The organism is Actinomadura atramentaria DSM 43919 (genome assembly GCF_000381885.1).
Taxonomy (GTDB): Bacteria; Actinomycetota; Actinomycetes; order Streptosporangiales; family Streptosporangiaceae; genus Spirillospora; species Spirillospora atramentaria.
Genome location: NZ_KB907215.1, coordinates 284,540 through 310,647, shown reverse-complemented (window position 1 = coordinate 310,647; position 26,108 = coordinate 284,540). Strand labels below are relative to the sequence as shown.

At 72.1% G+C, this 26,108-nt stretch carries 19 protein-coding genes; 11 read left to right on the top strand and 8 right to left on the bottom strand.

Annotated features, from left to right (window positions below; genetic code table 11):
* Positions 1–202: 202 nt before the first annotated feature.
* Together G339_RS0120820 and G339_RS0120815 are read right to left on the bottom strand one after the other, a co-directional pair.
* A complete protein-coding gene (locus G339_RS0120820; RefSeq protein ID WP_026341636.1) occupies positions 203–991 on the bottom strand; it encodes a PRC and DUF2382 domain-containing protein in 789 nt (262 codons plus the stop codon).
* Between the two features lie 110 nt (positions 992–1,101).
* Complete coding sequence (locus G339_RS0120815) at positions 1,102–1,698, bottom strand: TetR/AcrR family transcriptional regulator (protein ID WP_019633002.1); 597 nt, start codon at positions 1,696–1,698, stop codon at positions 1,102–1,104.
* A gap of 197 nt (positions 1,699–1,895) precedes the next feature.
* Between G339_RS0120815 and G339_RS36195 the strand changes: the two genes are divergently transcribed.
* On the top strand, positions 1,896–3,629 hold the full coding sequence (locus G339_RS36195; RefSeq protein WP_019633001.1) for an MDR family MFS transporter: 1,734 nt from the start codon (positions 1,896–1,898) through the stop codon (positions 3,627–3,629).
* Between the two features lie 646 nt (positions 3,630–4,275).
* Here G339_RS36195 and G339_RS0120805 read toward each other — a convergent pair.
* Positions 4,276–4,656 (bottom strand): DUF488 domain-containing protein, encoded by a 381-nt coding sequence (locus tag G339_RS0120805; protein WP_240489864.1) that lies wholly within the window; start codon positions 4,654–4,656, stop codon positions 4,276–4,278.
* Positions 4,657–5,956: 1,300 nt separating this feature from the next.
* Positions 5,957–7,345: a PucR family transcriptional regulator gene (locus G339_RS0120800; RefSeq protein WP_019632999.1), complete on the bottom strand. Its 1,389-nt coding sequence runs from the start codon at positions 7,343–7,345 to the stop codon at positions 5,957–5,959.
* 729 nt (positions 7,346–8,074) lie between these two features.
* Here G339_RS0120800 and G339_RS40535 point away from each other — a divergent pair.
* From G339_RS40535 to G339_RS0120760, 8 genes are all read left to right on the top strand, one after another.
* Positions 8,075–9,868 carry a fibronectin type III domain-containing protein gene (locus tag G339_RS40535; protein WP_019632998.1) on the top strand — a complete coding sequence of 598 codons (1,794 nt, stop codon included), beginning with the start codon at positions 8,075–8,077 and terminating at the stop codon, positions 9,866–9,868.
* Positions 9,869–10,028: 160 nt separating this feature from the next.
* Entirely contained in the window at positions 10,029–11,483 is a 1,455-nt protein-coding gene (locus G339_RS0120790; protein WP_240489863.1) for a fibronectin type III domain-containing protein, read from the top strand.
* A 79-nt stretch (positions 11,484–11,562) separates the two neighbouring features.
* Complete coding sequence (locus G339_RS0120785) at positions 11,563–12,975, top strand: fibronectin type III domain-containing protein (protein WP_019632996.1); 1,413 nt, start codon at positions 11,563–11,565, stop codon at positions 12,973–12,975.
* 14 nt (positions 12,976–12,989) lie between these two features.
* The gene (locus tag G339_RS0120780; RefSeq protein ID WP_019632995.1) at positions 12,990–14,246 is read left to right on the top strand and encodes a lipase family protein; all 1,257 of its coding nucleotides are present in this window, start codon (positions 12,990–12,992) and stop codon (positions 14,244–14,246) included.
* Between the two features lie 16 nt (positions 14,247–14,262).
* The gene (locus G339_RS0120775) at positions 14,263–14,796 is read left to right on the top strand and encodes a hypothetical protein (protein ID WP_019632994.1); all 534 of its coding nucleotides are present in this window, start codon (positions 14,263–14,265) and stop codon (positions 14,794–14,796) included.
* Positions 14,797–15,020: 224 nt separating this feature from the next.
* Positions 15,021–15,953, top strand: a complete 933-nt coding sequence (locus G339_RS0120770; RefSeq protein WP_019632993.1) for an AurF N-oxygenase family protein — start codon at positions 15,021–15,023, stop codon at positions 15,951–15,953.
* A gap of 199 nt (positions 15,954–16,152) precedes the next feature.
* Positions 16,153–17,397 carry a PucR family transcriptional regulator gene (locus G339_RS0120765; protein WP_019632992.1) on the top strand — a complete coding sequence of 415 codons (1,245 nt, stop codon included), beginning with the start codon at positions 16,153–16,155 and terminating at the stop codon, positions 17,395–17,397.
* A gap of 249 nt (positions 17,398–17,646) precedes the next feature.
* Positions 17,647–18,936, top strand: a complete 1,290-nt coding sequence (locus G339_RS0120760; RefSeq protein ID WP_019632991.1) for a helix-turn-helix domain-containing protein — start codon at positions 17,647–17,649, stop codon at positions 18,934–18,936.
* 404 nt (positions 18,937–19,340) lie between these two features.
* Here G339_RS0120760 and G339_RS0120755 read toward each other — a convergent pair whose 3' ends face one another.
* Positions 19,341–20,117: a TetR/AcrR family transcriptional regulator gene (locus G339_RS0120755; RefSeq protein WP_019632990.1), complete on the bottom strand. Its 777-nt coding sequence runs from the start codon at positions 20,115–20,117 to the stop codon at positions 19,341–19,343.
* A 265-nt stretch (positions 20,118–20,382) separates the two neighbouring features.
* Here G339_RS0120755 and G339_RS0120750 point away from each other — a divergent pair, with 265 nt between their 5' ends.
* Entirely contained in the window at positions 20,383–21,999 is a 1,617-nt protein-coding gene (locus G339_RS0120750) for an AMP-binding protein (protein WP_205625598.1), read from the top strand.
* Positions 22,000–22,009: 10 nt separating this feature from the next.
* On the opposite strand, the gene G339_RS0120745 is transcribed toward G339_RS0120750, so the two are convergent.
* Positions 22,010–22,405, bottom strand: a complete 396-nt coding sequence (locus G339_RS0120745) for an ATP-binding protein (RefSeq protein ID WP_240489862.1) — start codon at positions 22,403–22,405, stop codon at positions 22,010–22,012.
* Between the two features lie 452 nt (positions 22,406–22,857).
* Here G339_RS0120745 and G339_RS0120740 point away from each other — a divergent pair, with 452 nt between their 5' ends.
* A complete protein-coding gene (locus G339_RS0120740; protein ID WP_019632987.1) occupies positions 22,858–24,030 on the top strand; it encodes a DMT family protein in 1,173 nt (390 codons plus the stop codon).
* Between the two features lie 332 nt (positions 24,031–24,362).
* Here G339_RS0120740 and G339_RS0120735 read toward each other — a convergent pair whose 3' ends face one another.
* Positions 24,363–24,971: a hypothetical protein gene (locus tag G339_RS0120735; RefSeq protein ID WP_019632986.1), complete on the bottom strand. Its 609-nt coding sequence runs from the start codon at positions 24,969–24,971 to the stop codon at positions 24,363–24,365.
* Between the two features lie 53 nt (positions 24,972–25,024).
* Positions 25,025–25,861, bottom strand: coding sequence for an undecaprenyl-diphosphate phosphatase (locus tag G339_RS0120730; RefSeq protein WP_019632985.1), 837 nt, complete (start codon positions 25,859–25,861; stop codon positions 25,025–25,027).
* Positions 25,862–26,108 lie beyond the last annotated feature (247 nt).

Sequence of the window (26,108 nt, the reverse complement as noted above, 5' to 3'; positions counted from 1 at the left end):
TAGGGACAGATCACGATCGAATCGAACGTCGCGCATCGGGAAACCCGCGCACAAAGTGAATTGTCTTCATGTCGGGAAGTCGGGGGATGTGTCCGCGGCCTGGGGGCTCGTCGCGCGAACTAAATGGGAGGAAAACGGTTCTTACCGGTCGCTGGGCGAAAGGCGCGCCCCCCGGGGGGAGTCCCGGGGGGCGCGTCCGGCGTCAGTGCGCTCGCGGATCGTCCGGCGCGACGATGTCGATGCGCTCCTTGCGCACCTCGTCCTCGACGGTCCGCTTGTCGGCGACCGTCTGCTTGCGGATGACCACCCGCTCGACCGGGACGGCCTCCTTGTTCACCACGATCCGCTCCTCGTGCAGGATGATCTCCTGCTCGGACGGCTCCAGCGCCGCGCCGCCGGGCCTTCCGTCCGTGATCGGCTCGCGCTCGATCTGGATCTCCTCGTGGCCGACTTCGACCTCCATCCGCTCCAGCTCGGTGTCGACGGACTTGCGGATTCGGACGCGTCCGGTCTCCTCTTCGCGTTTCGACACCGACATGCGTTCCTCGGAGCGGACCACCTCCACCGGCTCGCCCTGGTCGGCGCGGTCGGCGGCGGGCTGGTCCGGGCGACCGGGGCGCGTCCCGTCCGGACCGGCCGGCTTCATCTCCGCCTGCGCCTGCTCGCGCGGGCGGTCCGGCGTGCGCAGGCCGTAATACCGGTACAGGTCGTTGATCTCTTGAGGGCTCAGGTGCTGGCCCGCGTGGACGTGCGGCGCGTCCTTGATCAACTGGCGGTCGAACGGGACGCGCAGACCGTCCTGGTCACGCGTCGCGTCGGTGATGGGGACGAAGCTCTCCCGGTTGCCGAACCAGCCGGTGTGGACCGTCACCCATTCGGGAAGGCCCGTCCGGTCGTTCAGATAGATCTGGCGGACCGTGCCGATCTTCGTCCCGTCGCGGCCCGTCACCGTCGTGTTCATCAGTTCGCGCACGCGGTCTCTGGTCTTCATCGCAAACCCCCCGGCTCACCGGCCCGGGTCTCCCGCCGGGGGAGCCGGGCGGTGGGCGTTCATCGCGTCCCAGCGCCCCTAGCCGGGACGCAAGGTCGATAAACGCGAGGTCAGAAGGCGGTGCCGATCTCGTCGAGGGTCTCCTCGACGACGTCCTGGAGGGGCCGCTCGGGGGACTCGACGGCCCAGCGCTGCACGCCGACGCGCAGCGCCGTCAGGAACGCCGCCGACAGCACCCGCGCGCGCAGCGCGTCGGGCGGCAGGCCCTCGCGGACCGCGACGAGTTCGGCGATCCGCGCCTCCAGTTCGGCGAAGCGCGCGAGCTGCCGCTGGATCAGGGACGGGTGGCTGCGGACGAGCTTGGCCTGGCGCAGGACGTACGGGTCGAGCGTGAGGTCGCCGAACTGGTCGCGGACCGTGGCGCGCAGCGCGGGCCAGCCGCGTTCGTCGGCGGGCCGGGCGGCCAGCGCCTCGACGACGCGCCGCCGCCACTCGGCGTCGCCGTAAAGCAGCGCGTCCTCTTTGCCCTCGAAGTAGTTCGAGAAGGTGCGGCGCGAGACCCCGGCGGCGTCCGCGATGGCCTCGACGGTGACGTGGTCGAGGCCGTGGTCGATCGTCAGCCGCATCGCGGCCTCGTGGAGGGCCTGGCGGGTCGCCGCCTTCTTCCGCTCGCGCAGCCCCGGGGCCGCCTCCCGCATCGTCTCCATCGCACCCCCACCCTAGCGTCCAGAAAACTTCTCGATGGGAAAACTTGCGCAGTGGGCATATAATTCCCCGGTCGGGTGTTGGACCCGATGTCCCGGACGTCCCCCGGAGAGCCACCGACGCCCCGGCGGGACGGACACGCCGCACGTTCCCGATGGAGGCTTTCCCGTTGAGTGCGCAGTCGTCCGGCTCGGCTCCGATGAGCCAGCGGCAGACCCTGGAGGCCCTGAGCGGCCTCCTGCTGTCGCTGTTCGTCGCGATGCTGAGCGCAACCGTGGTCTCCACGGCCCTTCCCCAGATCATCGGGTCGCTCCACGGCACGCAGTCGCAGTACACGTGGGTCGTCACCGCCACGCTGCTGCTGTCCACCGCGACCACCCCGATCTGGGGCAAGCTCGCCGACCTGTACGACAAGAAACTGCTCGTCCAAGTCGCGATCGTCATCTTCACCGTCGGCTCGCTGATCTCCGGGTTCTCCCAGAACACCGGTGAGCTCATCGCCGCCCGCGCGTTCCAGGGACTCGGGATGGGCGGACTCCAGACGCTCGCCCAGATCGTCATGGCCGCGATGATCAGCCCGCGCGACCGCGGCCGCTACTTCGGCTACCTCGGCGCGGTTATGGCCGTCGCCACCGTCGGCGGGCCGCTGCTCGGCGGACTCATCGTCGACACGTCCTGGCTCGGCTGGCGCTGGTGCTTCTTCATCGGCGTGCCGTTCACCGTCGTGTCCTTCTTCCTGCTGCAGAAGACGCTGCACCTGCCGGTCCTGCGCCGCGACGACGTCAAGATCGACTACCTGGGCGCGACGCTCATCGCCGCCGGGGTCAGCACGCTGCTCATCTGGGTGACGTTCGTCGACGACAGCTTCGCCTGGCTGTCCTGGCAGACCGCCGCGATGGTCCTCGGCGGGCTCGCGATCCTCGCGCTCGCCGTGTTCGTCGAGACGCGCGCCGCCGAACCCGTCGTCCCGCTCAAGGTCATCGCGCGCCGCAACACCGCGCTGTCGATCGTCGCGAGCCTCGCCGTCGGCATGGCGATGTTCGGCGGGGCCGTCTTCCTCGGGCAGTACTTCCAGATCGGACGCGGCTACAGCCCCACCCACGCCGGACTGCTCACGATCCCGATGATGGCGGGCGTGCTGCTGTCCTCCACCGTCGCCGGACGGCTCGCCACGCGCACCGGGCGCATCAAGCGGTTCATCGTCGCCGGGACGATCGTCCTGACCGCCGGGTTCGCGCTCCTTTCGACCATCGACCACGGCACGTCGCTGTACTTCGTCGGCGTCGCGATGTTCCTCGTCGGCGTCGGGGTCGGCATGTCGATGCAGAACCTCGTGCTCGTCGTGCAGAACTCCGTGCCGCTGGGCGAGGTCGGGGCCGCCAGCGCGTCGGTGACGTTCTTCCGGTCGCTCGGCGGGACGATCGGCGTCTCCGTGCTGGGCGCGGTGCTCGCCAACCAGGTCTCCACCAAGATCGCGGAGGGGCTGGCGCGGCTCGGCATCAAGGGCGGCGGCGCGGGGTCGGGCAGTCTCGACGTGAAGTCGCTGCCCGGGCCGGTGCGTGAGGTCGTCCGCGCCGCCTACGGGGACGCGACGGGGCACATCTTCCTGATTTCGGCGTTCATCGCGGTCGTGGGGATCGTCGCGGCGCTGGCGCTGAAGTCGGTCGTGCTGCGCGACAGCCTCGACCTTGCGGAGGGGGCTCCTTCGGACGCGGCTTCCGGCGGCGCCGGGGCGCTCGCGGGCGCTTCTGCCTCGGGCTCGTCGGCGGTGGGGACGTCGGTCGCTGGCTCGCCGGTTCCCGGCTCGTCCGCTACCGGTCCGCTGGCTACCGGTTCACCGGCTGCGGGCCCCTCGGTCGCGGGCCCGTCCGCCGCCGGACCGTCGTCCACCGGCCCGATCGGCGGACCGCCTGCCGCGTCGGGCACCGACTGACGCGTTCGTGACCGCGAAGGCCCGGAACGGGAACGTTCCGGGCCTTCCGCATTCTCCGCGGGATGCGCGCGGGCGGCGCGCGGCTGGTCCTCCAGCAACTCGTGCGTCGGGTGAGCGCGGACCAGGGCTGCCCAGCCGACGCGTAGCACTCGCCCTTCGGGCGCGGGAGTGGGGCGAGTACTGCGGGGCGGCGCGCGGCTTGTCTGTGAGTCCCGCGTGCGGGGCGCTTGCTGTGGTGGTGATGCGCAGGTTGTCTGGTGGTCCCGCGTGTGCCGGGGCGAGGTTCGACAACGAGTGCAGGTGAGTGCCGGTGCGAAGACTGCCCCGCGAATGTGACCGTACGGTCCTGTCTTGGTCGCGGCCGCCTGGCCCCGCAGCGTCTGAGCCGGGTGTGCGCGGCGTGCGTCAATCCCGCCAGCGCGAGGTTCGCGCCGCTCTGCAAGCGCGGGCAGCGTGCCGCGCCTGGAGTAGGCGATCGGTCCTCGTCTCTTCTGCTGGGCTGGCGTGCTCGTCGCAGTGAGCGGCTCGTCCGTCAGTCCCGGGGGGCTGACGGTTCGTTTCGCGCAGAGGCAGTGTGTTCAACAGTGACTGGGATCGGCGCTGGTCCAGTTCGCTCGCGTGGGGAGTTGTTCTCGGGCGGGTGGGGTCAGCCGCGGATGCGGCGGGCGAGGATCGGAAGGTGGCTCTGCTCGACTTCTCGTGTCGCGGTGAGCAAGGTCAGGGGCGCCGACTTCGCCAGTTCTCTCAGGTGCTCGACGATCTCGCGGCGTTCGGGGTCGTCCAGCTCGGCGCGGTAGCGACGGCGGAACTCGTCCTCCTTCGCGGGATCGTGCCCGTACCAGCGGCGCAGGTCGTTGGACGGCGCGACCTCCTTCGCCCACTCGGTGAGGTCCGCCCTGGCCTTCGCCAGCCCGCGCGGCCACAGACGGTCCACCAGGACGCGCGCGCCGTCCGCCGCCTCCGGCTGCTCGTACGCGCGGCGCATCCGCACGCCGCCGTCCGTCATCACGTCCCCATCAAGGTTCATGGCCCTCGCGTACCCGATCGACTCCGCTCACACGCGCGCTCTCGTATCTATAGGGCATGGTCCACACCTCTATATAGATACGCATCGCCCCGACGCACATCCGCGCCCCCGCGAGCCGCCCCGCCGATCGCACGGCTGCCGTCGAAGCGCTGTCTCGGCCGCCGCGTACGACTCGCGCCGACCGCGCGGCTGCCGTCAATGACGCGCGACTCACCGCCGCATACGGCTCGTGCCGTGCCGGGCCTTCACGGCGCGGAGCGACCACCGCGCCACGCCATCGGGTTACAGCCCAGGCCCGAAGGCGCCGGCGCACGCATGTGCCGCCGGACGCCCGCGTTGTGCCGTACAGGCCCGGTCGGACGGCCGTGTTGCGCCGTAGCTGGGCATCGCGTCGCGCCGGAACTGCGTTGCACCGCAGTGGGGGGCGCCCAGAGCATCCACGTGTTCCACGGTCGAGCATCCGACCAATCGCGTCGTCGGCGGGTCTGCCGAAGACTTGGCGGGTTTGCCGCAGACAGGGCGCGTCGCCGAACGGCGTGAGGCGCCAGCGGCGCGTTCGGTGTTGTGGCGAGTCACGCTTGAACTGCGCTCGGGCAGTCGTGCTGCCGAGTCGCAGTCGTGAACTGTTACCGGGCGGCTGCGGACCGGCCGTGTTGTCGGATGATCGTGGTGGCGGGTGGCGGGTGGCGGTGACTTCAGCGGCCGGTGCCGCGTCACCGGTGGGCACGCGGGCCGGTGGTCGGCGAGGTGGCCGCGTCGTTGGAAGCTGCGCGAGCTGGTGTCTGCGGGCTCGGGCTGCGTCGCGCCGCCTGCGGGCGCGCCGGTTGGCGGGTTGTGGCGGTGGGTGCTGGTGGCGGGCCGTCGCGGTGACCCCGATGGGTTGGGGGCCTGTGTTCGCGGCGGGCGGCGCTGTCAGCCGATGCTCGTGGCGGTCGTGGTCGGACCGCCGGTGCCACGCGGTCGTGGCTTCGGAGCTGGGCGGCCGGTACGTCGCATCGGGTGAGGGTGCGTTCGTCGGCGGTCTTGGTGGTCAGCCGCGGCGGCGATCGGCGGTGATCGGCGGTCGTCCGTGGTCACTGTGGTCGGCGACCGGCGACCGGCGACCGGCGACCGGCGACCGGCGACCGGCGACCGGCGACCGGCGGGCATCGGGATTGGGTGACCGGCGGTCATTGGGGTTGGTGGCCAGGTCAGAGTGGGGTTCACGGTCGTTGGGGGAGAAAGGGCCGATGGCCGCGCGGCTGGTCGGGTGGACGGGGCCGCGCGGGCCGGTGGTTCCATCGGGAGGCCGTTTCGCTCGTCAACCGCGGCGCCGGGGGACCCGCGGCGTCACCACCGCGTGCGGGACCGCGCCGCGGCGGGCGCGGGCGGCGGCGGGGAGGTTCGGGGGAACGCCCCGGCCGCCCGACCGGGCCGCGCCCGCGGCGCCCGGCGCGCCGGACCGTCCGCCCGACCGGCTGTGCGCCTTGCGCGCGCGCTCGCGCAGTTCCATCGCGCGCAGGACGGCCTCGATGCCGAACCGCGCGTCCGGGTCGGCCAGCTCCGGCCCGAGCGTCTGCTCGATCTTGCGCATGCGGTACCGGACGGTCTGCGGGTGGATGTGCAGCCGCGCCGCGATCTCCGCGGCCGTTCCACGGGTGACGAGCCAGGTCCGCAGCGTCTCGGTCAGCCGGTCCTGCTGGCCGGGCGTCATCGCGGGCAGCACCCCGAGCACTTGGTGCGCGAGCTGCTCCAGCAGCGCCGGGTCGGCCATCAGCCACAGCGTGACCAGGTGGTCGTCGCAGCGGACGATGGGACCGTCCACCTCCAGCACACCCTCCTCGGCCAGGTGCAGCGCCTGCCGCGCCCAGCGCAGCGAGTCCGCGGCGCGGGCCAGCGGGACGGCCGTGCCGATCGCGAGCCGGCGGCCGGGGAAGGCCGTCGCGAGCATCGCCGCGCGCTCCTCGGTCGGCGGGCCGGGCAGCAGCAGGTGCGGCTCGGCGTCGTCGAGGTCGACGAGCAGGTCGTCGTCCAGCACCGTCCGGACCTGCCCGGGTCCGGGCCGCAGCGCGACCAGCGTGACCTGCTCCGGTACGGTCCAGCCCGCGGCCTCGGCCATCTCCACCAGCGCGGGGCCGGGGCCGGCGGCGCCGTCGAGCAGGATGCGCAGCAGCCGGCGGCGGCGCTCGTCCAGCGCGGCGACCGGGTGGGCGCGGGCGGCGAGGTAGCCCTCCAGCGACAGCGCGGCGAGTTCGTCCATGAACGAGAACAGCGCGTCGGCGAGCCGTGACATGACGGTGGACGAGATGTCGTAGCGCGGCGCGACCTTCATGACGCGCCGCCACGCGACCTGGCCGCCGATCCGGTACGCGGCCTGCAGCGAGTCGAGGCTGCGGCCCTCCATCGCCTCGTACTCGCCGAGCCGGCGCGCCGCCTCGCGGTGCGAGGCCGCCCCGCCGGGCGTCCCGCCGACGCGGTCGGTGAACGCGGTCAGGCTCTGCCGGACGCTCGCGTGCAGCACCTGGTCGTAGGCGTGGTCGTAGGGGCCGTCGCCGGGCGGCGCGTACTCCGGGATCGCCTTGCGGATCTCGGCGACGATCTCGTCGCACAGGCTGGGCAGCTCCGGCCGCATGAGCTGGGCCAGCCGCCGGGGCAGCGACGACGCCGCGCCCGCCGCGCTCGCCGCGACGGGGTCGAGGGTTCGGGTCATGGGACACCTCCAGAGCCGGTTCCGCCGGATCGGTCCGGGACGCGGCGCGGGGCGGCGCCGGAGTTCCGGACCGGCGGTTCCGCCGGCCGTCGTGCAGGGATCGCGGCAGGGGGTGGGACGCGCCGAGCGGGGACCCCCGCGCGCCGTGCCTCCCGTGATCCAGGACACGTGCAAGCTAACCCGCCGAGCGGGGCCCGGTCCGTACACCGGGTGAACAAAGCGGGCGGCCGAACGCGCGCTGGGTGACAAGAAACCCCGATGGCCCCCGACGGGCCCCCAAAATGACTCATCGGATGATGAAAAAAGATTCAGGAACGCTGGTGGTATTCCAAATCTGATCATTCCGGAAGTGACCGTTCACACGCCGTGGAAGGCTTGCGGTTACGCCGCTCTGATAGTCGCAGTGGCGTGCGTCACTCACTACTTATGAAATTTCTGGGCCGCGGGAACAATGTGTGGACTCCGCGTCCGCCGCCGGATAGTTTGCGCCAACGAAGCCCCCGAACGATCCGGCGGCGCAGGTCGCGAACCCGACCGGTGCGCCGACGAACCAGGGACACGACCCGGCCGACACGGCCGGTCCCGTCCCCGGGAGTTTCAGCTCGGACGCAATCCAGCGCCCGGCAATTCACAGCACCGACATCCGAGGCCGCCTCGTCGGAGGTGAACCGTCCCCCCGGGGGCCGCCGAGATGCACAGCCGTTTCTCCGCAACGCGAAGAGGTAGCGAGTGAACGCCAAGAAGAAGTCCCCGAGGGCACGTACCGCCCTCGCGGCGGCCGCCGTCGGCAGCATGGTGGCCGCCCTGACCGGTGTGGTGGCCGCGGGCCCGGCCTCGGCCGACCCGGTGACCCTCAACGGTCTGACCTACACCTGCAAGTACCCCCTCATCGGGGAGCAGAAGGTCACCGTCGACATCAAGTCGGACATTCCCAAGTCCGTCCCCGTCGGTCAGAAGATCCCGAAGATCATGATCGACGCGATCTCCACGGTCGACGAGAACACCTGGTCCGGCCTGAGCATGGTCGGCGCCGCCAGCCTCGAGGGCTCGGCGTCCGCCTCCTCCACGCTCCAGGTGCCGCAGGGCAACCTGAACGTCAAGGTGCCGATCAAGCTGGACAAGACGCCGGTTCCGGTCGACCCGGCGCCGATCGTCATCCACGGCACCGGCGAGGCGCCGCAGCTCACCTTCAACAAGGCGGGCCACGGCAAGATCATCGTCGGTGACCTGACGCTGAACATCGTGCCGCGCGACTCCGACGGCAACGTCGTCGAGATCCCGCCGGAGCCGGGCACGTCGATGGACAAGATCCCCTGCACGCAGGACCCGAACCAGAACAACGTCCTGGCCGAGTTCGACATCGGCGAGGGCAACCCTGACCCGGGTGGCAAGGACACCGTGGCGCCGAGCGCTCCGGCCGACGTGAAGGCCACCTCCGACGCCGCCGGCGCCGCGAAGGTGACCTGGGGCGCCTCGACCGACACCGCGCCGGACGGCGTGACCCCGTCGGGCGTCGCGGGCTACGAGGTCTTCGACCAGACCGGCAAGTCGGTGGGCAAGACCGACAGCAAGACCACCAGCCTCTCGCTGACCGGTCTCGCCGCCGGTGACTACACCTTCTCGGTGAAGGCGACCGACGGTGCGGGCAACGTCTCCGCCGCCGGCACGGCCGCCGCGGTCACGGTTGCGGGCGAGGGTGGCGGCGGTGACGACGACACCGTCGCGCCGAGCACCCCGCAGGGTGTGACGGGCACGGCCACCTCGAGCAGCGTCGCCCTGTCGTGGACCGCGTCCACCGACAACGTCGGCGTCACCGGCTACGAGGTGTACGACGGCTCTGGCAACAAGGTCGCGGACGTGACCGGCACCAGCGCCACCGTCTCGGGCCTGAAGGCCTCGACGCAGTACACCTTCACGGTCAAGGCCAAGGACGCCGCGGGCAACCTCTCCGAGGCCAGCGCGCCGTTCCAGGTCACGACCCAGGCCGGCGGCGGCGGTGGCGACAACAACCACGTCAAGTACGGGTTCACGCTGAAGGGCTCGACGTTCGTCAAGTCCCCCAACGGCTCGGCCCCGCTGACCGGTGCGATCGACGCGGACCTGGACCTCAAGACCAAGGCCTACACCGCTGACCTTTCGCTGAACAAGACCACGGGCAACTTCGCGATCCTCGGCTTCCTGCCGGTGAGCGCGGGCATCGAGATCGTCCCGACGGGCAAGGTCACGGGCACGCTGAACGGCCCGCTGAAGGCCGACGTCAACGTCATCACCAAGCTGTCCGTCTTCAACCTGTTCGGGGCCATCCCGATCGGCGGCGGCGACAAGTGCCAGACCAAGGACCCCTCCGCGATCCACCTGGAGTCCGACGGGACGTTCAACCCGCTCAAGGGCGGCAAGATCACCGGCACGTACAAGCTGTCGGAGATCCAGGACTGCAACATCCTGACGCCGATCCTGTCCATCTTCACCGCCGGTGACGGCAACACCCTCGACCTGGACCTGACCCCGGTCGCGAAGAGCTGACGCTCCTCCCTCCGGTAACCGGTTCACGGTTTCCGACCGGCCCCCGCCGCCCCGCGCCCAGCGCGGTCCCGCACGGCGGGGGCCGGTCCCCCTCAATCCCCGCAAAAGCCCCGCACGAGCCCCGCATTCCGCCCCGCCTTCGGTGACACGAGAGGTTGACGTGAGAACCAAGACACTGCCGAACCGCGTGCGCGGTCTCGGCGTCGCGGTTTGCGTGACCGCTGCGGCCGGCGTCGTCGGCATCGCCGGGGCGGGCTCCGCCGCGGCGACCGAGCACTCCCTGAAACTCGACTACCGGTGCCCGCTCCCGATGCTCGGGGACCAGATGATGCAGCTCACCCTCAACGCGGACATCCCCGAGCCGGTGCCGCCCGGCAATCCGATCCCGAGGGCCACGGTCGACGCGGAGATGGCTCTGACCGGGTGGACCGGGCTCAACGGCATCGGCGCGGCCAGTATGAGCGGGACGGCGTCGTTGTCCTCGACATTGCACGTCCAGCAGGGCGACCTCAGCATCAGGGCGCCCCTCACGTTGGAGAAGGCCGTCGTACCCGATGACCCCGCGCCGATCGTCCTCCACGGCAAGGGACAGTTCCCGCCGTTCTCGATCAGCGGGGACAAGCCCTGGCGTATCACCGTCGACGACATGCAGATTGTTCCCGAGCTGTGGGACTCCGGCGGCAACGTCATAGAGATCCCCGATGAGTCGGGCATTTCGCTGAAGATGGACTGCACTCGGTCCAACGCGGCTCAGAGCAATGTCCTGGCTGAGTCCGGCATACCCGACAGGGACAACATGCCGCCGACCGCGCCGGGTGACGTGGCCGCGACCGCCGACTCCAATGGCGCGGCGAAAGTCGCGTGGGCCGCCTCGACCGACCAGGCGCCGTTCGGCGTGGAGCCGTCCGGCGTCGCGGGGTACGAGGTGTTCGACCAGACCGGGAAGTCGTACGGCAAGACCGATGGCAAGACCACGAGCCTGTCGCTGACGGACCTGCTGCCCGGTGACTACACCTTCGCGGTGAACGCCGTCGACGGCGAGGGAAACGCCTCCGCGCCCGGCACGGCCGCGCCCGTCACCGTCAAGGGCGACGACACCGGAAGCCACGTCAAGTACGGATTCGCACTGGCGGGTTCGACGTTCGTGAAGGCCCCGAACGGCAAAGCCCCGCTCACCGGCGCGATCGACGCCGACCTCGACTTGAAGACCAAGGCGTACACCGCCGACCTGTCGCTGAACAAGAAGACCGGGAATTTCTCGATCCTCGGGTTCCTGCCGGTGACGGCGGGAATCGAGATCGTTCCTCAGGACAAGGTCACCGGGACGCTGAACGGTCCGCTTGAGGCGGACGTGGACGTCGTCACGAAGCTGTCGACGTTCAACCTGTTCGGAATTCCCCTCGGCGGCGGCGACAAGTGCCAGACCAAGGAGCCCTCCGCGATCCACCTGGAGTCCGCCGGAACTTTCAACCCGCTCAAGGGCGGCGAGATCACCGGTACTTACAAACTCTCGGAGATCCAGGACTGCGGCGTCCTCACGCCGATCCTGTCGGCGTTCACCGCCGGTGACGGCAACACCCTCGACCTGAACCTCACCCCTGACGTGCAGAACTGACGCCCTACCCGACCCCCTCCGCCCCCGTCCTCGGCGACACGAGAGGTAGACAGTGAAAGCCAAGACACTGCCGGCCCGCTTGCGGAACACCGGCGTCGCGGTCTCCGTGGCCGCCGCCGTGACCGGCATCGCCGGCGTGGCCGGGGCGAACCCGGCCGCGGCTTCGGTTCACACCCTGAAGCTGAACTACCAGTGCGAGTTCCCGCTGCTCGGACCGCAGCAGGTCCAGGTGACGATGAGCTCGGACATCCCCGAGACCGTGCCGCCGAAGACGCCGATCCCCAAGATCGTCGTCGACACGGTGTCGACGGTGGGCGAGAAGTCCGCGCAGGGGCTGCGCGAGGTGGGCGCGAAGACGCTCGAGGGCACGGCGTCCGCCGAGGCCGTCGTCCAGGCGCCGCAGGGCGACCTGCCCGTCAAGGTCCCGGTGACGCTGGAGAGCACGACGCTTCCCGCCAGCGGCGGGTTCGACATCAAGGCGACCGGGTCCGCGCCGCCCATCCAGTTCAGCAAGGAGGGCACCGCGAAGATCGTGGTGAACAACCTCCTGCTCACGCTGACGCCGAAGCTCGCGGACGGCACGCTCACCGGGCTCGACACCTTCGAGTCCGAATGCACGCAGGAGCCGGGCCAGGACAACGTCCTCGCGACGATCGGCGTGAAGACCGAGGGCGGCGGCGGTGATGAGGACACCGTCGCGCCGAGCATCCCGCAGAACGTGACGGCGACCGCCACGACGTCCAGCGCCGCGCTCAGTTGGGAGGCGTCGACCGACAACGTCGGCGTGACCGGCTACGAGGTGTACGACGGCAGCGGCAAGAAGGTCGCGGACACGACCACGACGAGCGCCGTGGTGTCCGGCCTCCAGGCCGACACCCAGTACACGTTCACGGTGAAGGCGAAGGACGCGGCGGGCAACCTGTCGGATGCGTCCACCGCAGTGGCAGTCAAGACCCCTTCCAGCCCCGGCGGGGACACCCCGGTCAACTACAGCTTCGCGCTCGCCGGCTCGACGTTCGTGAAGGCCCCGAACGGCACCGCCCCCCTGGTCGGCGCGATCGACGCCTCGCTCGACCTGAAGACCAAGTCCTACACCGCCGACCTCGCGCTGAACCCGACGAGCGGCAACTTCTCGATTCTCGGCTTCCTCCCCGTGACCGCGGGCATCGAGATCGTGCCGCAGGGCAAGGTCACCGGCACGCTGAACGGCCCGCTGAAGGCGGACGTCAACGTCATCACGAAGCTGCCGAGCTTCAGCCTCTTCGGCGTGATCCCCCTCGGCGGCGGCGACAAGTGCCAGACCAAGGACCCCTCCGCGATCCACCTGGAGTCCGACGGGACGTTCAACCCGCTCAAGGGCGGCAAGATCTCAGGCACGTACAAGCTGTCGGAGATCCAGGACTGCAACCTCCTCACCCCGATCCTGTCGGCGTTCACCGCCGGTGACGGCAACACCCTGGACCTGAACCTCACGCCGCAGGCGAAGGCGTAAAGGAGATGCGACCGATGCTCGGCCTGTTCCGAACCCGCCGCTCGCGGACCGCCGCCCCGGCCGTCGCGGCGCTGACGCTCGGCGTCGCGCTGGTCGGCGCGTCGCTCGGCGGGTCCGCGTCCGCGGCCCCCGCCGCGCCGAACCTGCCCGCGGACGCCGCCCCGGCGGGCGACGACTTCTACGTCCCGCCGGCCTCGATCCCGGCGGACGCCAAGCCCGGCGACATCCTGCGCTGGCGGCCGTCCAAGGCGGGCCCGCCGACGGCGCGCAGCCTCGCCAACGCCTGGCAGGTCATGTACGTGTCGCAGGACGCGCTCGGCAAGCCCGACGCGGTGACCGGCACGATCCTGGTGCCCAAGTCCGGCGACGCCAAGACCCTCCCGATCGTCGGGTTCGGCCCCGGCACGAGCGGCCCCGCGTTCCGCTGCGCGCCGTCGAAGTTCATCGACGAGGGCGCATTCTACGAGCAGGCCGCCGTGAACGGCATGCTCAAGGCGGGCTACGCGGTCGCGATGACCGACTACGAGGGCTACCACCCCGACCCGAAGATGACCTACATCGCCGGGAAGTCGATGGGCTCCGCGGTGATCGACAGCGTCCGGGCGGCGCAGCGGTTCTCCGAGGCCGGGCTGTCGGCCGACGCGAAGGTGCTGTTCCGCGGCTACTCGCAGGGCGGCGGCGCCGCGATGTGGGCGGGCCAGATGCAGCCGGACTACGCGCCGGAGCTGAAGCTCGTCGGCGTCGCGGGCGGCGGCGTCCCGGCCGACCTGACCAAGGTCGCGGTGGGCCTGAACTCCAAGCGCGGCTTCGGGTTCCTGATGACGGCGCTCGTCGGCCTCGACAACGCCTACCCCGAGCTGAAGCTGTCGTCCTACTTCAAGGACGACGGGCAGCAGGTCTTCTCGAACATGGTCGCCAACGACTGCACGCTGGAGCTGCTGACCAACTACGCCGGGCACAAGACGACCGACTACCTCACCAAGTCGCCGTTCCTGGACGCGCCGTGGCTCGCGCGCGTCAAGGAGAACCTGCTCGGCGGCACCGCGATCAAGGCGCCGGTCTTCCACTACCACGGCACCAACGACGACATCGTCCCGTTCGCGCAGGACGACACGCTGCACCAGGCGTACTGCAAGCTCGGCGTCCAGGAGACGTGGAAGACCTACCCGGTCGACCACATCACCGGCGTCGGCCGCGCGAACGACGATGTGCTCGCCTTCATGGCCTCCGCGGTCAAGGGCGAGGCCCCCTCCTCCAACTGCTCTGCCTGACAAGGAGACCCACCCCATGCGGCGTCTGATCATCGGCGCGGTTCTGACCGCCGCCCTCGGCAGCTTCATCACCGGCTGCGGATCGTCCGACGACAAGAAGGACCCGCCCGAGGTCGCCTGGGCGGCCAAGGTCTGCGAGTCCGTCAACAAGGCGGGCGGTCAGCAGCTCTCCCTGCCGACCCAGTCGAAGGACCCGAAGCAGTACAAGGCGAACATCGAGACCTTCCTTGACCAGATCTCCAAGCGGCTGGGCGACATGGAGGCCGGCGTGAAGAGCGCGGGCAACCCGCCCGTCAACGGCGCTGACAAGGCCGTGAGCCGGGCGCTGACCCGGCTGGAGATCACGCGCAAGTCGGTGGAGAACGCCAAGGCGAACCTCGCCAAGGCCGACACCTCCAGCATGGCCGCGCTGCAGAAGGACATGAAGGACCTGTCCAAGACGATGATCGCCTCGATGGCCTACAAGGGCCCCAAGGACGACCTGCGGGCCGACCCGGCGCTGACCAAGGCGTTCGACGCCGCGCCGTCCTGCAAGGTCAACAAGGCCTGACGCGGTTCGTCCGCCGCGTCGGGACACCGGCACCCGTCCGCCCCCACCTTCTCCCACGGTGGGCGGGCGGGTGTCGTCGTTGTGCGGGGATGTCGCCCCGGAGGTTGTGAGGGGACTGCCAACGCACCGGGCCGACCTGCGCGAAGACCGTATTCCTCGGCGGTTCCCGGCGGGGGAGAGTCGTGCCGTCCACGGCCGTTCGCCCGCCTGTGAAGGACCGAGAGATGACGACCCCGAACACCGCCGCGCCCCGCGCGGACGCCCCGCGCCGCCCCCTCCGGGACCGGGAGACCGTCGCGCGCCGCCTGCTGCGCTCGGCGGCCCGCGCCACCTACGACCCCGACGCCGTCCTGGACTGGGACGCGCCGTTCGACCGGGAGAAGCCGTTCCTGCCGCCCGAGCGCGTCTCCCTCTACGGGACGCCGCTGTGGGAGCGGCTCACGCACGCGCAGCGCGTCACGCTGTCGCGGCACGAGCTGGCGAGCATCACGGCCGCCGGGATCTGGCTCGAGATGTGCCTGATGCAGCTCTTCCTGCGCTTCCTCTACGACCTGGACGTCCGCACCGCGAACGCGCAGTTCGCGCTGACCGAGGTCGGCGACGAGACGCGGCACTCGGTGATGTTCGGCAAGCTCCTGGAGAAGCTGGAGACGCCCGATTACGGCGTGCCCGCGCCGGTCCGCAACATCGGGCGGCTGTTCAAGGCGCTCGGCTCGGGGCCGTCGATGTGGGCGGTTTTCCTGGTCGGGGAGGAGATCTTCGACCGGATGCAGCGGGCGACGATGGACGACCCGCGCGTGCAGCCGCTGGTGCGGGAGATCAGCCGCGTCCACGTGGTGGAGGAGTCGCGGCACGTCCGCTACGCGCGCGCCGAGATCGAGCGGAGCATGGCGGGGCTGTCGCGGTCGGCGCTGACGCGGCACCGGCTCGTCACGGCGGTCGGCGCGACGGCCGCGCTGGAATTCATGATCGACCCCGCGGTGTACCGGTGCGTCGGGCTCGAACCGGACGAGGGACGGGAAATGGCGCTCGCCAATCCCCATCACCGTGCCACCAGATACTGGCTCGGTCAGAAGATCGTGCCGTTCATCGAAGAACTCGGACTCGTTTCCGGGCCCGCGGCGGTGCTCTGGCGGCGGGCCGGGCTCATCCACTGATAACCCGGAGCCCGCCCAGGTCGGGAACGGTGAGAAAGGATATTTCGGGACGCGGTTCCCGTGGATTGTCAGTCGTCCGCCGGTCTTGTCAACCGGTTGGAGACGGGGAGCGTGAAAGTGTTCCGCACCGCACAATGCGGCGGGCCGCCGATACGTGATGCTGGTTGGGTCCGTCCACATTCCTCGGGGGAGTGAACCGGTGACTGCGACAACGCTCGACCATCGTCCCTTCGAACTGATCCCGTCCTGGGTCGGCACCCGGCTGCGGCCCGTCGTCGAGGGCGCCGCCGACGACCTGCTGCGCGAACTGCTCGGCGGCGCGGCCCCCTGGCACGACCCCGCCGGGGACGCGCCGCCGGACCGGCCCGCCGACCACCGCCTCCGCGAGGGCATCGTCGCGGGTCTCGCCCACTTCTGCGACCTTCTGGAGGACCCCGGCGCCGGCTGGGACAAGGTCGCGTCCTTCTACCGCGCGGCCGGCCGGCAGCTCGCCCGCGACGGGCGCGACCCCGTCGAGTCGCACCAGACGCTGCGCCGCTCCGCGCTCGCCGCCTGGCGCGGCCTGGCCGCCCTCACCGACGAGCTGGACCTCGACCACGAGACGCTGCTGCTCGTCGTGGAGGCCCAGTTCAGCTACCTGGACGCGGTCTCGGCCGTCGTCGCCGAGGGCTACCGCGCCGAGACCGGCGACGCGCTGCGCGACGAGCGGCTGCGCCGCGCCCGGCTGCTGGCGCTGCTGCTGTCCGACCCGGTCGGCGACCGCGCCGCGCTGGAGGCGCTCGCCGCGCAGGCGCGCTGGCCGCTGCCCGCGACCGTCGCGGCCGTCGCCGTCGCGGTCCGCCCCGGCCGCCCGGACCGCGCGGCGGACGGCGCGTTCCGTCCGCCACTGCCGGTGTCGGACGAACTGCTCGCCGACCAGGGCATGCCCGAACCGTCCCTGCTGCTGCCCGATCCCGACGCCCCCGGCCGCGCCGCCGTGCTCGACCGGCTCGCCCGGGACTGGATCGTCGCGGTCGGCCCGACCGTGCCGCTGGCGCGCGCCCGCGAGTCGCTGCGCTGGGCGCGCGACACCCTCACCCTCGCGCGGCGGGGCGCGTTCCCCACCGAGCGGCCGGTCCGCAGCGCCGACCACCTGCCCTCGCTGGTGGTGCTGCGCGCGGGCGAGCTGATCGACGACGCCGCCACGACGCGGCTCGCGCCGCTGAAGGACCTCGCGCCCGCGCAGCGCGACCGGCTCACCGAGACGCTGCAGGCGCTGCTGGAGAACAACTTCAACGCGGCGCAGGCCAGCCGGCGGCTGCGCGTCCACCCGCAGACCGTCCGGTACCGCCTGCGGCAGTTGGAGGACCTGTTCGGCGACGACCTGCGCGACCCGCGCCGCTGCCTGGAGATGGAGCTGATCCTGCACGCCCGGTCCGCCGCCGCCGACCCCGCGCCCGCGTGACCGGCGCCACCACTATGAGACATCAAGTCTCGTAAGAACTCGGGCCCGGCCGTCCAAGGCGCTCGGACGGCCGGGTCCGGCCCTTCTGGTAACACCCCCACGACCAGCGGCGTTGTGGGGGTTTTAGCAATCCGTCGAAGGTTCGGCCGGGAAAGCGGCGCACTTCGGTGACAAACGCGCCGGGAGGCCCTTGCGGCATCCTTGTGGGACTCGGGGTTTCACAACGGTGGATGTGCAGGGAGTCGTTCCATGACGCAGCCCGAACTCGATGTCCGCCCGTTCGAGGCGATCCCGCGGGACCTCGTGCGGCGGATGCGCCCCTACGTCGCCGTCGCGGCGGAGGAACTGGCGGCCGACCCGGCGGCCGCGCCGCCCGGCGCCGACGTGCGCGCCGGCGTCGCCGAAGGGCTCCGGCTCTTCTACGAACTCGTCGAGGACCCGCGCGGCGCGTGGCCGCGCATCGCCGAGACCTACCGGGAGCTCGGGCGCGGCATGGCGCTGCGCGGCCGCGACCTGGACGAGCTGCACGTCGCGCTGCACCGCTCCGCGCGGGCCGTCTGGCGCACGCTGACGTCGTTCGCCGAATCCCTCGACGTGGACCGCGCCGTCCTCGGCCTGGTGGCCGACGCGCAGTTCTCCTACCTCGACGCCGTCACCGCCGAGGCCGCCGCGGGCTACGAGGCCGAGACGGCGGGCAGCGACGAGGCGGTCCGCCGCCGGCGCGCGCGGCTGCTCACCCTCCTGCTCGACGGCGACGCCGAAGCCGAGGGAGCGGCCGCCGCCATCGCCGACGCCGCGAAGGCCGCGCGCTGGCGGTTGCCGCGCGCCGCGGCCGCCGTCGTCCTGCACCCGCGCACTGACACCGGCGCGCACCCGCCCGCGCTGCCGCCCGACGTGCTCATGGACTTCGCGCGCGCCGAGCCGTGCCTGGTGCTGCCCGACCCGGAGGGGCCCGGCCGCGAACGGCTGCTGGAGTCGCTGGTCAAGGACTGGATCGTCGTCCTCGGCCCGGCGGTCGCGCCGCTGCGGACCGCCGAGTCGCTGCGCTGGGCGCGGCGCGCGCTGACGCTCGCGCGGCGCGGCCGGATCGGGTCCGAGGGCATCGTCCGCTGCATGGACCACGTCCCGACGCTCGTGATCTTCACCGCCGAGGACCTCATCGAGCACGCCGCCGGGGCGCGCCTCGCGCCGCTCGCCGGGCTGTCGCGGGTGCAGCACGACCGGCTGTCGGAGACGCTGCTGTCGCTGCTGGAGAGCAACTTCAACGCGACCGAGGCGGGCAACCGGCTGCACGTGCATCCGCAGACGGTCCGGTACCGCCTGCGGCACCTGGAGGAGTTGTTCGGCGAGGACTTGCAGGACCCGGGCCGCTGCCTGGAGCTGGAGATGATCCTGCACGCCCGGCACGGCGGCCCGGCCGGACGCGGCGGCGGCCACGCGGCCCGCCCCCGCGCGGGCGCGCGCCGCATGCTCACCGCCGTCCCGCCCGCGCCCGTCCCGCCCCGCGCCACCCGCCGCCCCCACGCCCGAGCCCGCTGACCCCCGCCGCCACGCGCCCCGACGCGCGAGCGGCGGTTCGCAGGCGGCACGTTCTCTCGTTCGTGCGAGTTCGTGTGAGCGACCGCACGGGCCGCACTGGCCCGCGCCTTGGACGCAGTGTTGGGGCGTACCGGTCTGCGGGTGGCCTGTTCTTGCTGGTGCGAGTGACCGCACGTCGGGTCGCACTGGCCCGCGTGTTGGGCGGAGCGTTGGTCCGCGTGCGGCCCGTTCTCCTGAGTACGAGTGACGCACGCCCGGCCGTACCGGCCCGCGCCCGGACGCAGTGTTGGGGCGTGCCGGTCTGCGGGTGGCCTGTTCTCTTGGGTTTGGGTTACCCGCATGCCCGGCTGCTGTTCGTCGGGGCGCGAGCGCCTGGGCGGTGGTCGTCGGGGTATCGGCCCCGGTCAGGTGTCGGTGTGGGCGAGGAAGCGGGCCAGGGCGCCGAGGGCGCGGCGGTCGAAGACGTCCGCCATTCCGCGCAGGGCCAGGCCGAACGGCGAGTCGAGCGGTTCGACCCGCAGCAGCCAGGCGACGCGGTCCGCCGTCAGCGGGTCGGTCGCGGCCGTGCCGACGAGCTGCGTCAGCATCTGCGTGCCGAGCAGCATCTCCAGCTCGCCGCGCGACGGGCTGCGCGTCCGCAGCCACTCCGCGCCCGCCCACTCGACGCCCGCGATCCACGAGCGGACGGCCACGCGCAGCGGCTCGCTCGGCTCGTCCACCTCCAGCGTCCGGTACGTCAGCGCGCAGATGCGGTCGCGGACGCCCTGCGCGACCGCCAACGCGGCGAGCGGCGCGCGGGCCGCGCCGATCCCGAGAATCCCGGCGTACCCGCCCTCGTACTCCTCCAGGAAGTCGAAGTAGACCGCGAGCCGCGCCATGACCAGCTCGGACGGCGAGGTCCCCGGCACGGCCTCCAGCCGGTCGTTGAGATCGGAGCCGACGCGCTGCGCGACGACCTCGTACAGCTCGCCCTTGCCGTCGAAATACCGGTACACCGAGGAACGCGACGTGCCCGCGGCGGCGGCGACGTCGTCGATCGAGACCTCCGGCTCCGGCCGGTTCCCGAACGTCCTGATCCCGGCCGCGATGATCTCCTCGCGCCGCCGGTCCGAGGAGAGCCGCCGGAACGACGGGCGCTCCCGTCCCGTTCCGGACCCAGCGCCGGTGCCGCCGTTGGCCATGACCGCCAGCCTAACGTCCCGGACAGTCCGTTTACGCACCTCCGACGCGAAATTATGCGAGGCCCGTATAAACCCGGAGAAGAAAATGATCGCGGCGCAACGAGACGCCGAACACGCCGCGCCGGGTCTTGTCAGTGGAATGACAAGTACCGCGGGGAACACCTGGGTCGGCTAAGGAGAACGCGCGCGTACGCGCCTTTACGGTCTTCACCGAGGCCGGGCACGCCGGCCGATGACGACGGTCGGCGGACAGCGGGTGACGGACATGATCGGATCATCGGACATGGGCGACCGGACGCGATCGGTGGCCCGGACGGGCGGCATGTTCGCCCGGAGCGGCCTCTGGCGGCCCGGCCCGCCGCAGCGCGTGGCGCGCCAGCTCGCGGCGCTGCGCCGCTGGGGGACCGCCCTCGGCGGCACGTTCGTGTCGGCGGCGGCGCGCGATCCCGAGCGCGTCGCGGTCCGCGACGACGACGGCACCGTCACCTACGGCGAACTGGACGCCCGCACCGACCGCCTCGCCGCCGCGCTCGGCCGGTTCGGCGAGCCGCCGCGCGTGGCCGTGCTGTGCCGCAACCACCGGGGCATGATCGAGGCGCTGGTCGGGGCGAGCAAGCGCGGCGCCGACACCGTCCTGCTGAACACCGGCATGAGCACCGAGCAGCTCGTGACCGTCGTGAAGGAGCAGAGCGTCGACGTGGTGATCGCCGACCACGAGTTCGGCGACTTCCTCGCGGCCGTCCCCGAGGGCGTCCACGCGCTGACCGCGGGCGGCCCCGACTCGGGCCTCGGCGAGCTGATCGCCTCGACGCCCGCCGTGCGGATCGAGCCGCCGCGCCGCACCGGCCGCACGATCATGCTCAGCTCCGGCACGACCGGCACGCCGAAGGGCGCGAACCGGCACTCCAAGCCGGGCCTGCAGCCGCTCACCTCGATCCTGTCGCGCATCCCGATGCGCGTCCACGAGACGATGCTGATCGAGGCGCCGCTGTTCCACACCTGGGGCTACGCGATGCTCCAGGCGGCGATCTCGCTGCGCGCGACGATCGTCCTGCAGCGCCGGTTCGACCCCGAGGGCACGCTGCGGCTCCTCGACCGGTCCCGCGCGACGACGCTCATCGCGATCCCCGTGATGCTGCGCCGCATCCTGGACCTGCCGGCCGAGACGTTCCCGAAGTACGACACGAGCGCGCTCCGGATCTGCGCCGTCAGCGGGTCCGCGCTGCCCGGCGCGGTGTCGACCGCGTTCATGGACAGGTTCGGCGACGTCGTCTACAACCTGTACGGCTCGACCGAGGCGTCCTGGGTGACGATCGCGACGCCGGAGGACCTGCGGGCGCGGCCCGGCTCGGCGGGCACGCCGCCGCCCGGCACCCGCGTCGCGATCCTCGACGCGGACGGCAACCCCGTCCCGACCGGCGTCACCGGCCGCATCTTCGCCGCCAACGAGCTGATGTTCGCGGGCTACACCAACGGCGCGACGAAGGAGATGCACGACGGCATGATCAGCCTGGGCGACCTCGGGCACATCGACGCCGACGGACGGCTGACCGTGGACGGCCGCGACGACGACATGGTCGTCTCCGGCGGCGAGAACATCTTCCCCAGCGCCGTCGAGGAGGTGCTGATGCGGCTGCCGCAGGTCCGCGAGGCCGTCGTCGTCGGCGTGCCCGACGCCGAGTTCGGGCAGCGCCTCGCCGCCCACCTGGTGCTGGACCCGGCGGGCGAGCCGCTGGACGCCGAGGCGGTGCGCACGCACGTCCGGGCGAACCTCGCGCGGTTCGCCGTGCCGCGCGACGTCCACTTCCGCGCCGACCTGCCGCGCAACGCCACCGGCAAGGTGCTGCGCCGGCTGCTGGTGGAGCCGCCCGCCGAGGGCTGACGGCCCCCGGTCACATCCGCGGGACCTCCACCGTGAACCACAGGTGGGTGCCGCCCGCGCTCTGCTCCAGCTCCCACTCGGCGGCGAGCGCGTCGATGACGACGAGGCCCCGGCCGTGGTCCAGGCGCAGGACCTCGCCGGTGTCCTCGTGGCCCGGGCCCTCGTCGGAGATCTCGACGCGCAGCAGCCGCCGGTCGGTGCGGACGTCGACCGTGATCAGCCCCGACCCGTGCAGGACGGCGTTGGCGACGGCCTCGGCGGTCATCAGCTCGATGTCGTCGAGCCGCCCGGCGTCGCCGATGACCTTGGCGGCCCGGTCCCGGACGATCCGGCGCGCGGCCTGCCCGGCGGACCGCTCGCCGGTGCAGGTGAACGCCTCCCCGATCGGCTCCATGTCGGCGGTCACGTCCGGCGCCCCGGCGGGGAGGGCGCGGACGCGCCTGCGGGCACCGCGCGCGGGAAGGCGGCGCTGGCTGTCGGGCCGAGAGTCACGAGATCACCACACTGTGAGATGGGAACGCAACGCAATCATTCACCTACGCTGAGTCATCGGCAACGCGCTGCGTGACTTGATCTTGAGTTTCGGGACGGGCGTCGGCCGGCGAGCGCGCGCCGGACGTGGGGAGACCTACCCGCAACGTTACTACCCTCCCGCTCGGCGGCGGCGCGCGAAAGGAACAAACCGCGGTCCGGCTATTGCTCACCGCAGCACACAATGAGGTGACATTCTCCGTCATCGGAGCCGATTATTCGGCGCGTGTGTTATGTCACTATCCGGCTATAAGCGTCTCCGCCCGTCCGGAGAGGCCGGGCCGGGGGTCCGGGCGACCCGGAGGGGCCTCACCCCCGGGGGTGCCCATGACTGCGCCGCTGCTGGCCTGCGCCGCACAGGTGGTCTTCGTCGTCGCCTTCGTCCTGTTCAAGTCCGCCGCCACCACGATGCCCCCGCTGTCCGCGCGACGCCCGCTGGAGACCACCGGCCGCGTCGTGCGCAGCCCGCGCTGGGTCCTCGGCCTCGTCGTCCTGATCACCGGGTTCGCGATGGCCGACTTCGCCCTGCTCACGCTGCCCATCGCCAGCGCCCTCCCCGCGTACGCGGGGAGCCTGGTCGTCCTGCTCGTCATCGGCGCCGTCCGCTTCGGGGAGCGGCTCACCCGCCGCGAGTGGTTCGCGATGGCGATCGTCGTCGCGGCGATGGCCACCGCGGCGCTGTCGGTCACCGCCGCGCCCGGGCCGCCGCTGGCCGCCGTCCACCGGCCGCACCTGGCCGCGCTGCCGCCCGCCTGGGCCGTCGCGCTCGTGGTCGTGCCGTCGCTGCTCGTCCCGATGTGGATGTTCTCGCTGCGCGACCGCGTCACCGTCGGCCGCCATGCCCGCGCCATCACCGGCATCGCCTACGGCATCGGCGCGGGGGTGCTGCTCGGCGTCGCCGAGACGTTCGGGCTCGGGATGGCGCTGCTCATGCGGCAGGGCCGCCACAACCCGTTCGCCACGCCGCACCTCTACCTGTTCCTCATCGCGGGGATTCTCGGGATCGGGCTGCTGTCGGTGGGGCTCCAGCGGTGCCGGCTCACCGTGCTCGTGACGGTGTTGACGGTCACCGCGAAAGCGCACCTGCTCGTCTCGGCGACGCTGCTGTTCGGCGAGCCGTGGCCGCACGACACGACGATCGTGATGCTGCGCGGCGGGAGCGTGCTGCTCGCGGGGCTCGCGGTGCTGACGTTCCCGCGGCACGAGCTGCGGCGCGCCGCCGCGCGGCCCGCGAAGGCCGAGCCCGCTGCGGTGCCCGCGACGCGGCCCGCCCCGGAGCGTTCCGAACGGCCGACGCGCGCGACGGGGCTCTACCCGGCAGTGCCCCTCGCGGCTCCGACGCCCGAGCCCGAGGGGACGCCGCCGTCCGGCACGCCCCAGCCGCCGGAGGCCGCACCGCCGCGGTCCGGCACGCCGCAGCCGGCGGAGGCCGCGCCGCCGCGCGAGGGCGGCTACGTCGGCCGCCGCCGACGCGACCGCCGGACGGTCCCGTCCGCCTGACCCGTCGCTCCGCCCGGCCGACGCGCCGGGCGGCATCGGCCCCGACCCGGCAGCGCGCCGCGTCACGCCGAGGGCTGCGGTCGTCCCGGCATCGGGTCGGGCCCGGCAGCTAGGGCGGCACGACGCGCGATCGTGCCCGCCGCACGAACCGGGGCCGTCCGGCCCCGGCAGACGGAACAGCGCGGCGCGCCGGGCCGCCTGCGCCCGGCATGAGCCGGAGCCGTCCGGGCGTCCGGGCCCGTTGGGTGGGACAGCGCGGCGCGCGGGGCCGCGTGTGCCCTGACGGCGGGTTCGGTGGGGATGTTGGTGAGGCGGCGCGGCGGGGAGGCCGGTCAGTTCTCGGCGGCGGTGTTCCACAGGCGCAGGAGCCGGTCGGGCCAGAAGCGGCTCGGGAGGACCAGGCCGCCGGGGCGGCCGGGCGCGACGACGAGCGGGAAGGTCCCGGCGGCGAGGTGGCCGCCGGGCAGGTGGCGGCGCGCGACGAGCAGCGACGTCGCGTACGCCGGAAGGCTGCCGACGAGCGAGCGCGGCACCGGCGCCCGCATCACGCGGCGCCCCTCGTCGGCCAGCGCCGCCGCGAGCGGCGCGAGGCCCGGGTCGTCCGGCGCGGTGCCCTTCGCGGCGTACAGCGCGGACGCGACCTCCTGCAGGTCGTCGGGCATGTCGTCGAACGACGGGTCCGGACTGTAGACGACGACGGCGGGCCGGTCGCCCCGGCCGGGCCGCAGCAGCGCCCGGTGCGCCTGGACGACGCTGCCCCACACGACGGTGCCGGTGGCGAGGAGCGCGTCGTGCCCGCGCAGGACGTCCCACAGCTCGTCGGCCGGGCGCGCCCGCAGCCAGAGCGGCGCGCGGACGCGCAGCGCGCGGTCCACCGGGCGCGGCGGCGGTCCGAAGCTCGCCCGGCAGCTTTCGATGATCTCGCGCCCCGCCCGCTTCATGACCCGGACATTAGCCGCCAAGTGCGGCCGAACCAGTTTCGGGGTGCCGGGCGTCAGGGGCTGAGCGTCCCGGCGGCGAGCAGCCCGGCGAGCACGGCGGCGACGCCGAGCCGGTACACGATGAACGCCGTGAACGAGTGGTGCGCGACGTACCGCAGCAGCCACGCGATCGAGGCGTAGGCGACGGCGAACGAGACCACGGTCCCGACCGCGAGCGCCGCGACGGAGGTGTCGCCGCTCGCCGCGTCCTTCAGCTCGTACAGTCCGGCCCCGGTCAGCGCGGGCAGCGACAGGAAGAACGACAGCCGCGTCGCCGCGGGCCGGTCCAGCCCGCGCAGCAGCCCCGCCGACATCGTCGCGCCGGACCGCGAGAAGCCGGGGAACAGCAGCGCGAGGATCTGGGAGGTGCCGATGATGAGCGTGTCCGCGGCGGTCGCGTCGGCCTCCGTCCGGCGGCGGCGGCCGAACCGCTCGGCGACCGCGAGCACGGCGCTGCCGCCGACGAGCGACGCGGCGACGACCCACAGCGACGCCAGCGGCCCGTCGATGAGCGGCTTGGCGAGCAGTCCCGCGACGACGATCGGGATCGTCGCGAAGATGATCCACCAGGCGAGCCGGTAGTCGTGGTCGTCGCGCGCGGCGGGCCGCGCGACGCCGCGGAACCACGCGCGGACGAGCCGGACGATGTCCGCGCGGAAGTAGACGAGCACGGCCGCGATGGCCCCGACCTGGATCACCGCCGTGAAGCCGACGACCGACGGGTCGCCGACGTCGATGCCCATCAGCCCCTCGCCGATCTTGAGATGCCCGGTGGACGAGACCGGGAGGAACTCGGTGAGCCCCTCCACGACCCCGAGCACGACGGACTGCCACACGCTGATACCGCTCACCGGGACGCCTTTCGCTGCCGACCGGTCGCCCAGTGAACCGCCTTTTCGCTGGTGAATTGACCGGAAAGCCGGGTGCGTCATGGTTTGTTGTCGAGGCGTTCATCCGCCGTTCACCGAAAACGCGCCGCCTCCCGTGATCAGAAAATCTCGGAAAGATGGGCGGGTCTTTTCCGTCGATGCCGGGACGAAGTCGGGCCATCCGCGCGAAGAGCCGAAGGCGAACGCGCCTGTTTTTGTAACGAACTAA

What these genes read in the sequence shown, in the direction of transcription:
- G339_RS0120820 (WP_026341636.1), bottom strand. Translation starts at nt 991, where the DNA reads ATGAAGACCAGAGACCGCGTGCGCGAACTGATGAACACGACGGTGACG.
- G339_RS0120815 (WP_019633002.1), bottom strand. Translation starts at nt 1,698, where the DNA reads ATGGAGACGATGCGGGAGGCGGCCCCGGGGCTGCGCGAGCGGAAGAAG.
- G339_RS36195 (WP_019633001.1), top strand. Translation starts at nt 1,896, where the DNA reads ATGAGCCAGCGGCAGACCCTGGAGGCCCTGAGCGGCCTCCTGCTGTCG.
- G339_RS0120805 (WP_240489864.1), bottom strand. Translation starts at nt 4,656, where the DNA reads ATGAACCTTGATGGGGACGTGATGACGGACGGCGGCGTGCGGATGCGC.
- G339_RS0120800 (WP_019632999.1), bottom strand. Translation starts at nt 7,345, where the DNA reads ATGACCCGAACCCTCGACCCCGTCGCGGCGAGCGCGGCGGGCGCGGCG.
- G339_RS0120780 (WP_019632995.1), top strand. Translation starts at nt 12,990, where the DNA reads ATGCTCGGCCTGTTCCGAACCCGCCGCTCGCGGACCGCCGCCCCGGCC.
- G339_RS0120775 (WP_019632994.1), top strand. Translation starts at nt 14,263, where the DNA reads ATGCGGCGTCTGATCATCGGCGCGGTTCTGACCGCCGCCCTCGGCAGC.
- G339_RS0120770 (WP_019632993.1), top strand. Translation starts at nt 15,021, where the DNA reads ATGACGACCCCGAACACCGCCGCGCCCCGCGCGGACGCCCCGCGCCGC.
- G339_RS0120760 (WP_019632991.1), top strand. Translation starts at nt 17,647, where the DNA reads ATGACGCAGCCCGAACTCGATGTCCGCCCGTTCGAGGCGATCCCGCGG.
- G339_RS0120755 (WP_019632990.1), bottom strand. Translation starts at nt 20,117, where the DNA reads ATGGCCAACGGCGGCACCGGCGCTGGGTCCGGAACGGGACGGGAGCGC.
- G339_RS0120750 (WP_205625598.1), top strand. Translation starts at nt 20,383, where the DNA reads ATGATCGGATCATCGGACATGGGCGACCGGACGCGATCGGTGGCCCGG.
- G339_RS0120740 (WP_019632987.1), top strand. Translation starts at nt 22,858, where the DNA reads ATGACTGCGCCGCTGCTGGCCTGCGCCGCACAGGTGGTCTTCGTCGTC.
- G339_RS0120735 (WP_019632986.1), bottom strand. Translation starts at nt 24,971, where the DNA reads ATGAAGCGGGCGGGGCGCGAGATCATCGAAAGCTGCCGGGCGAGCTTC.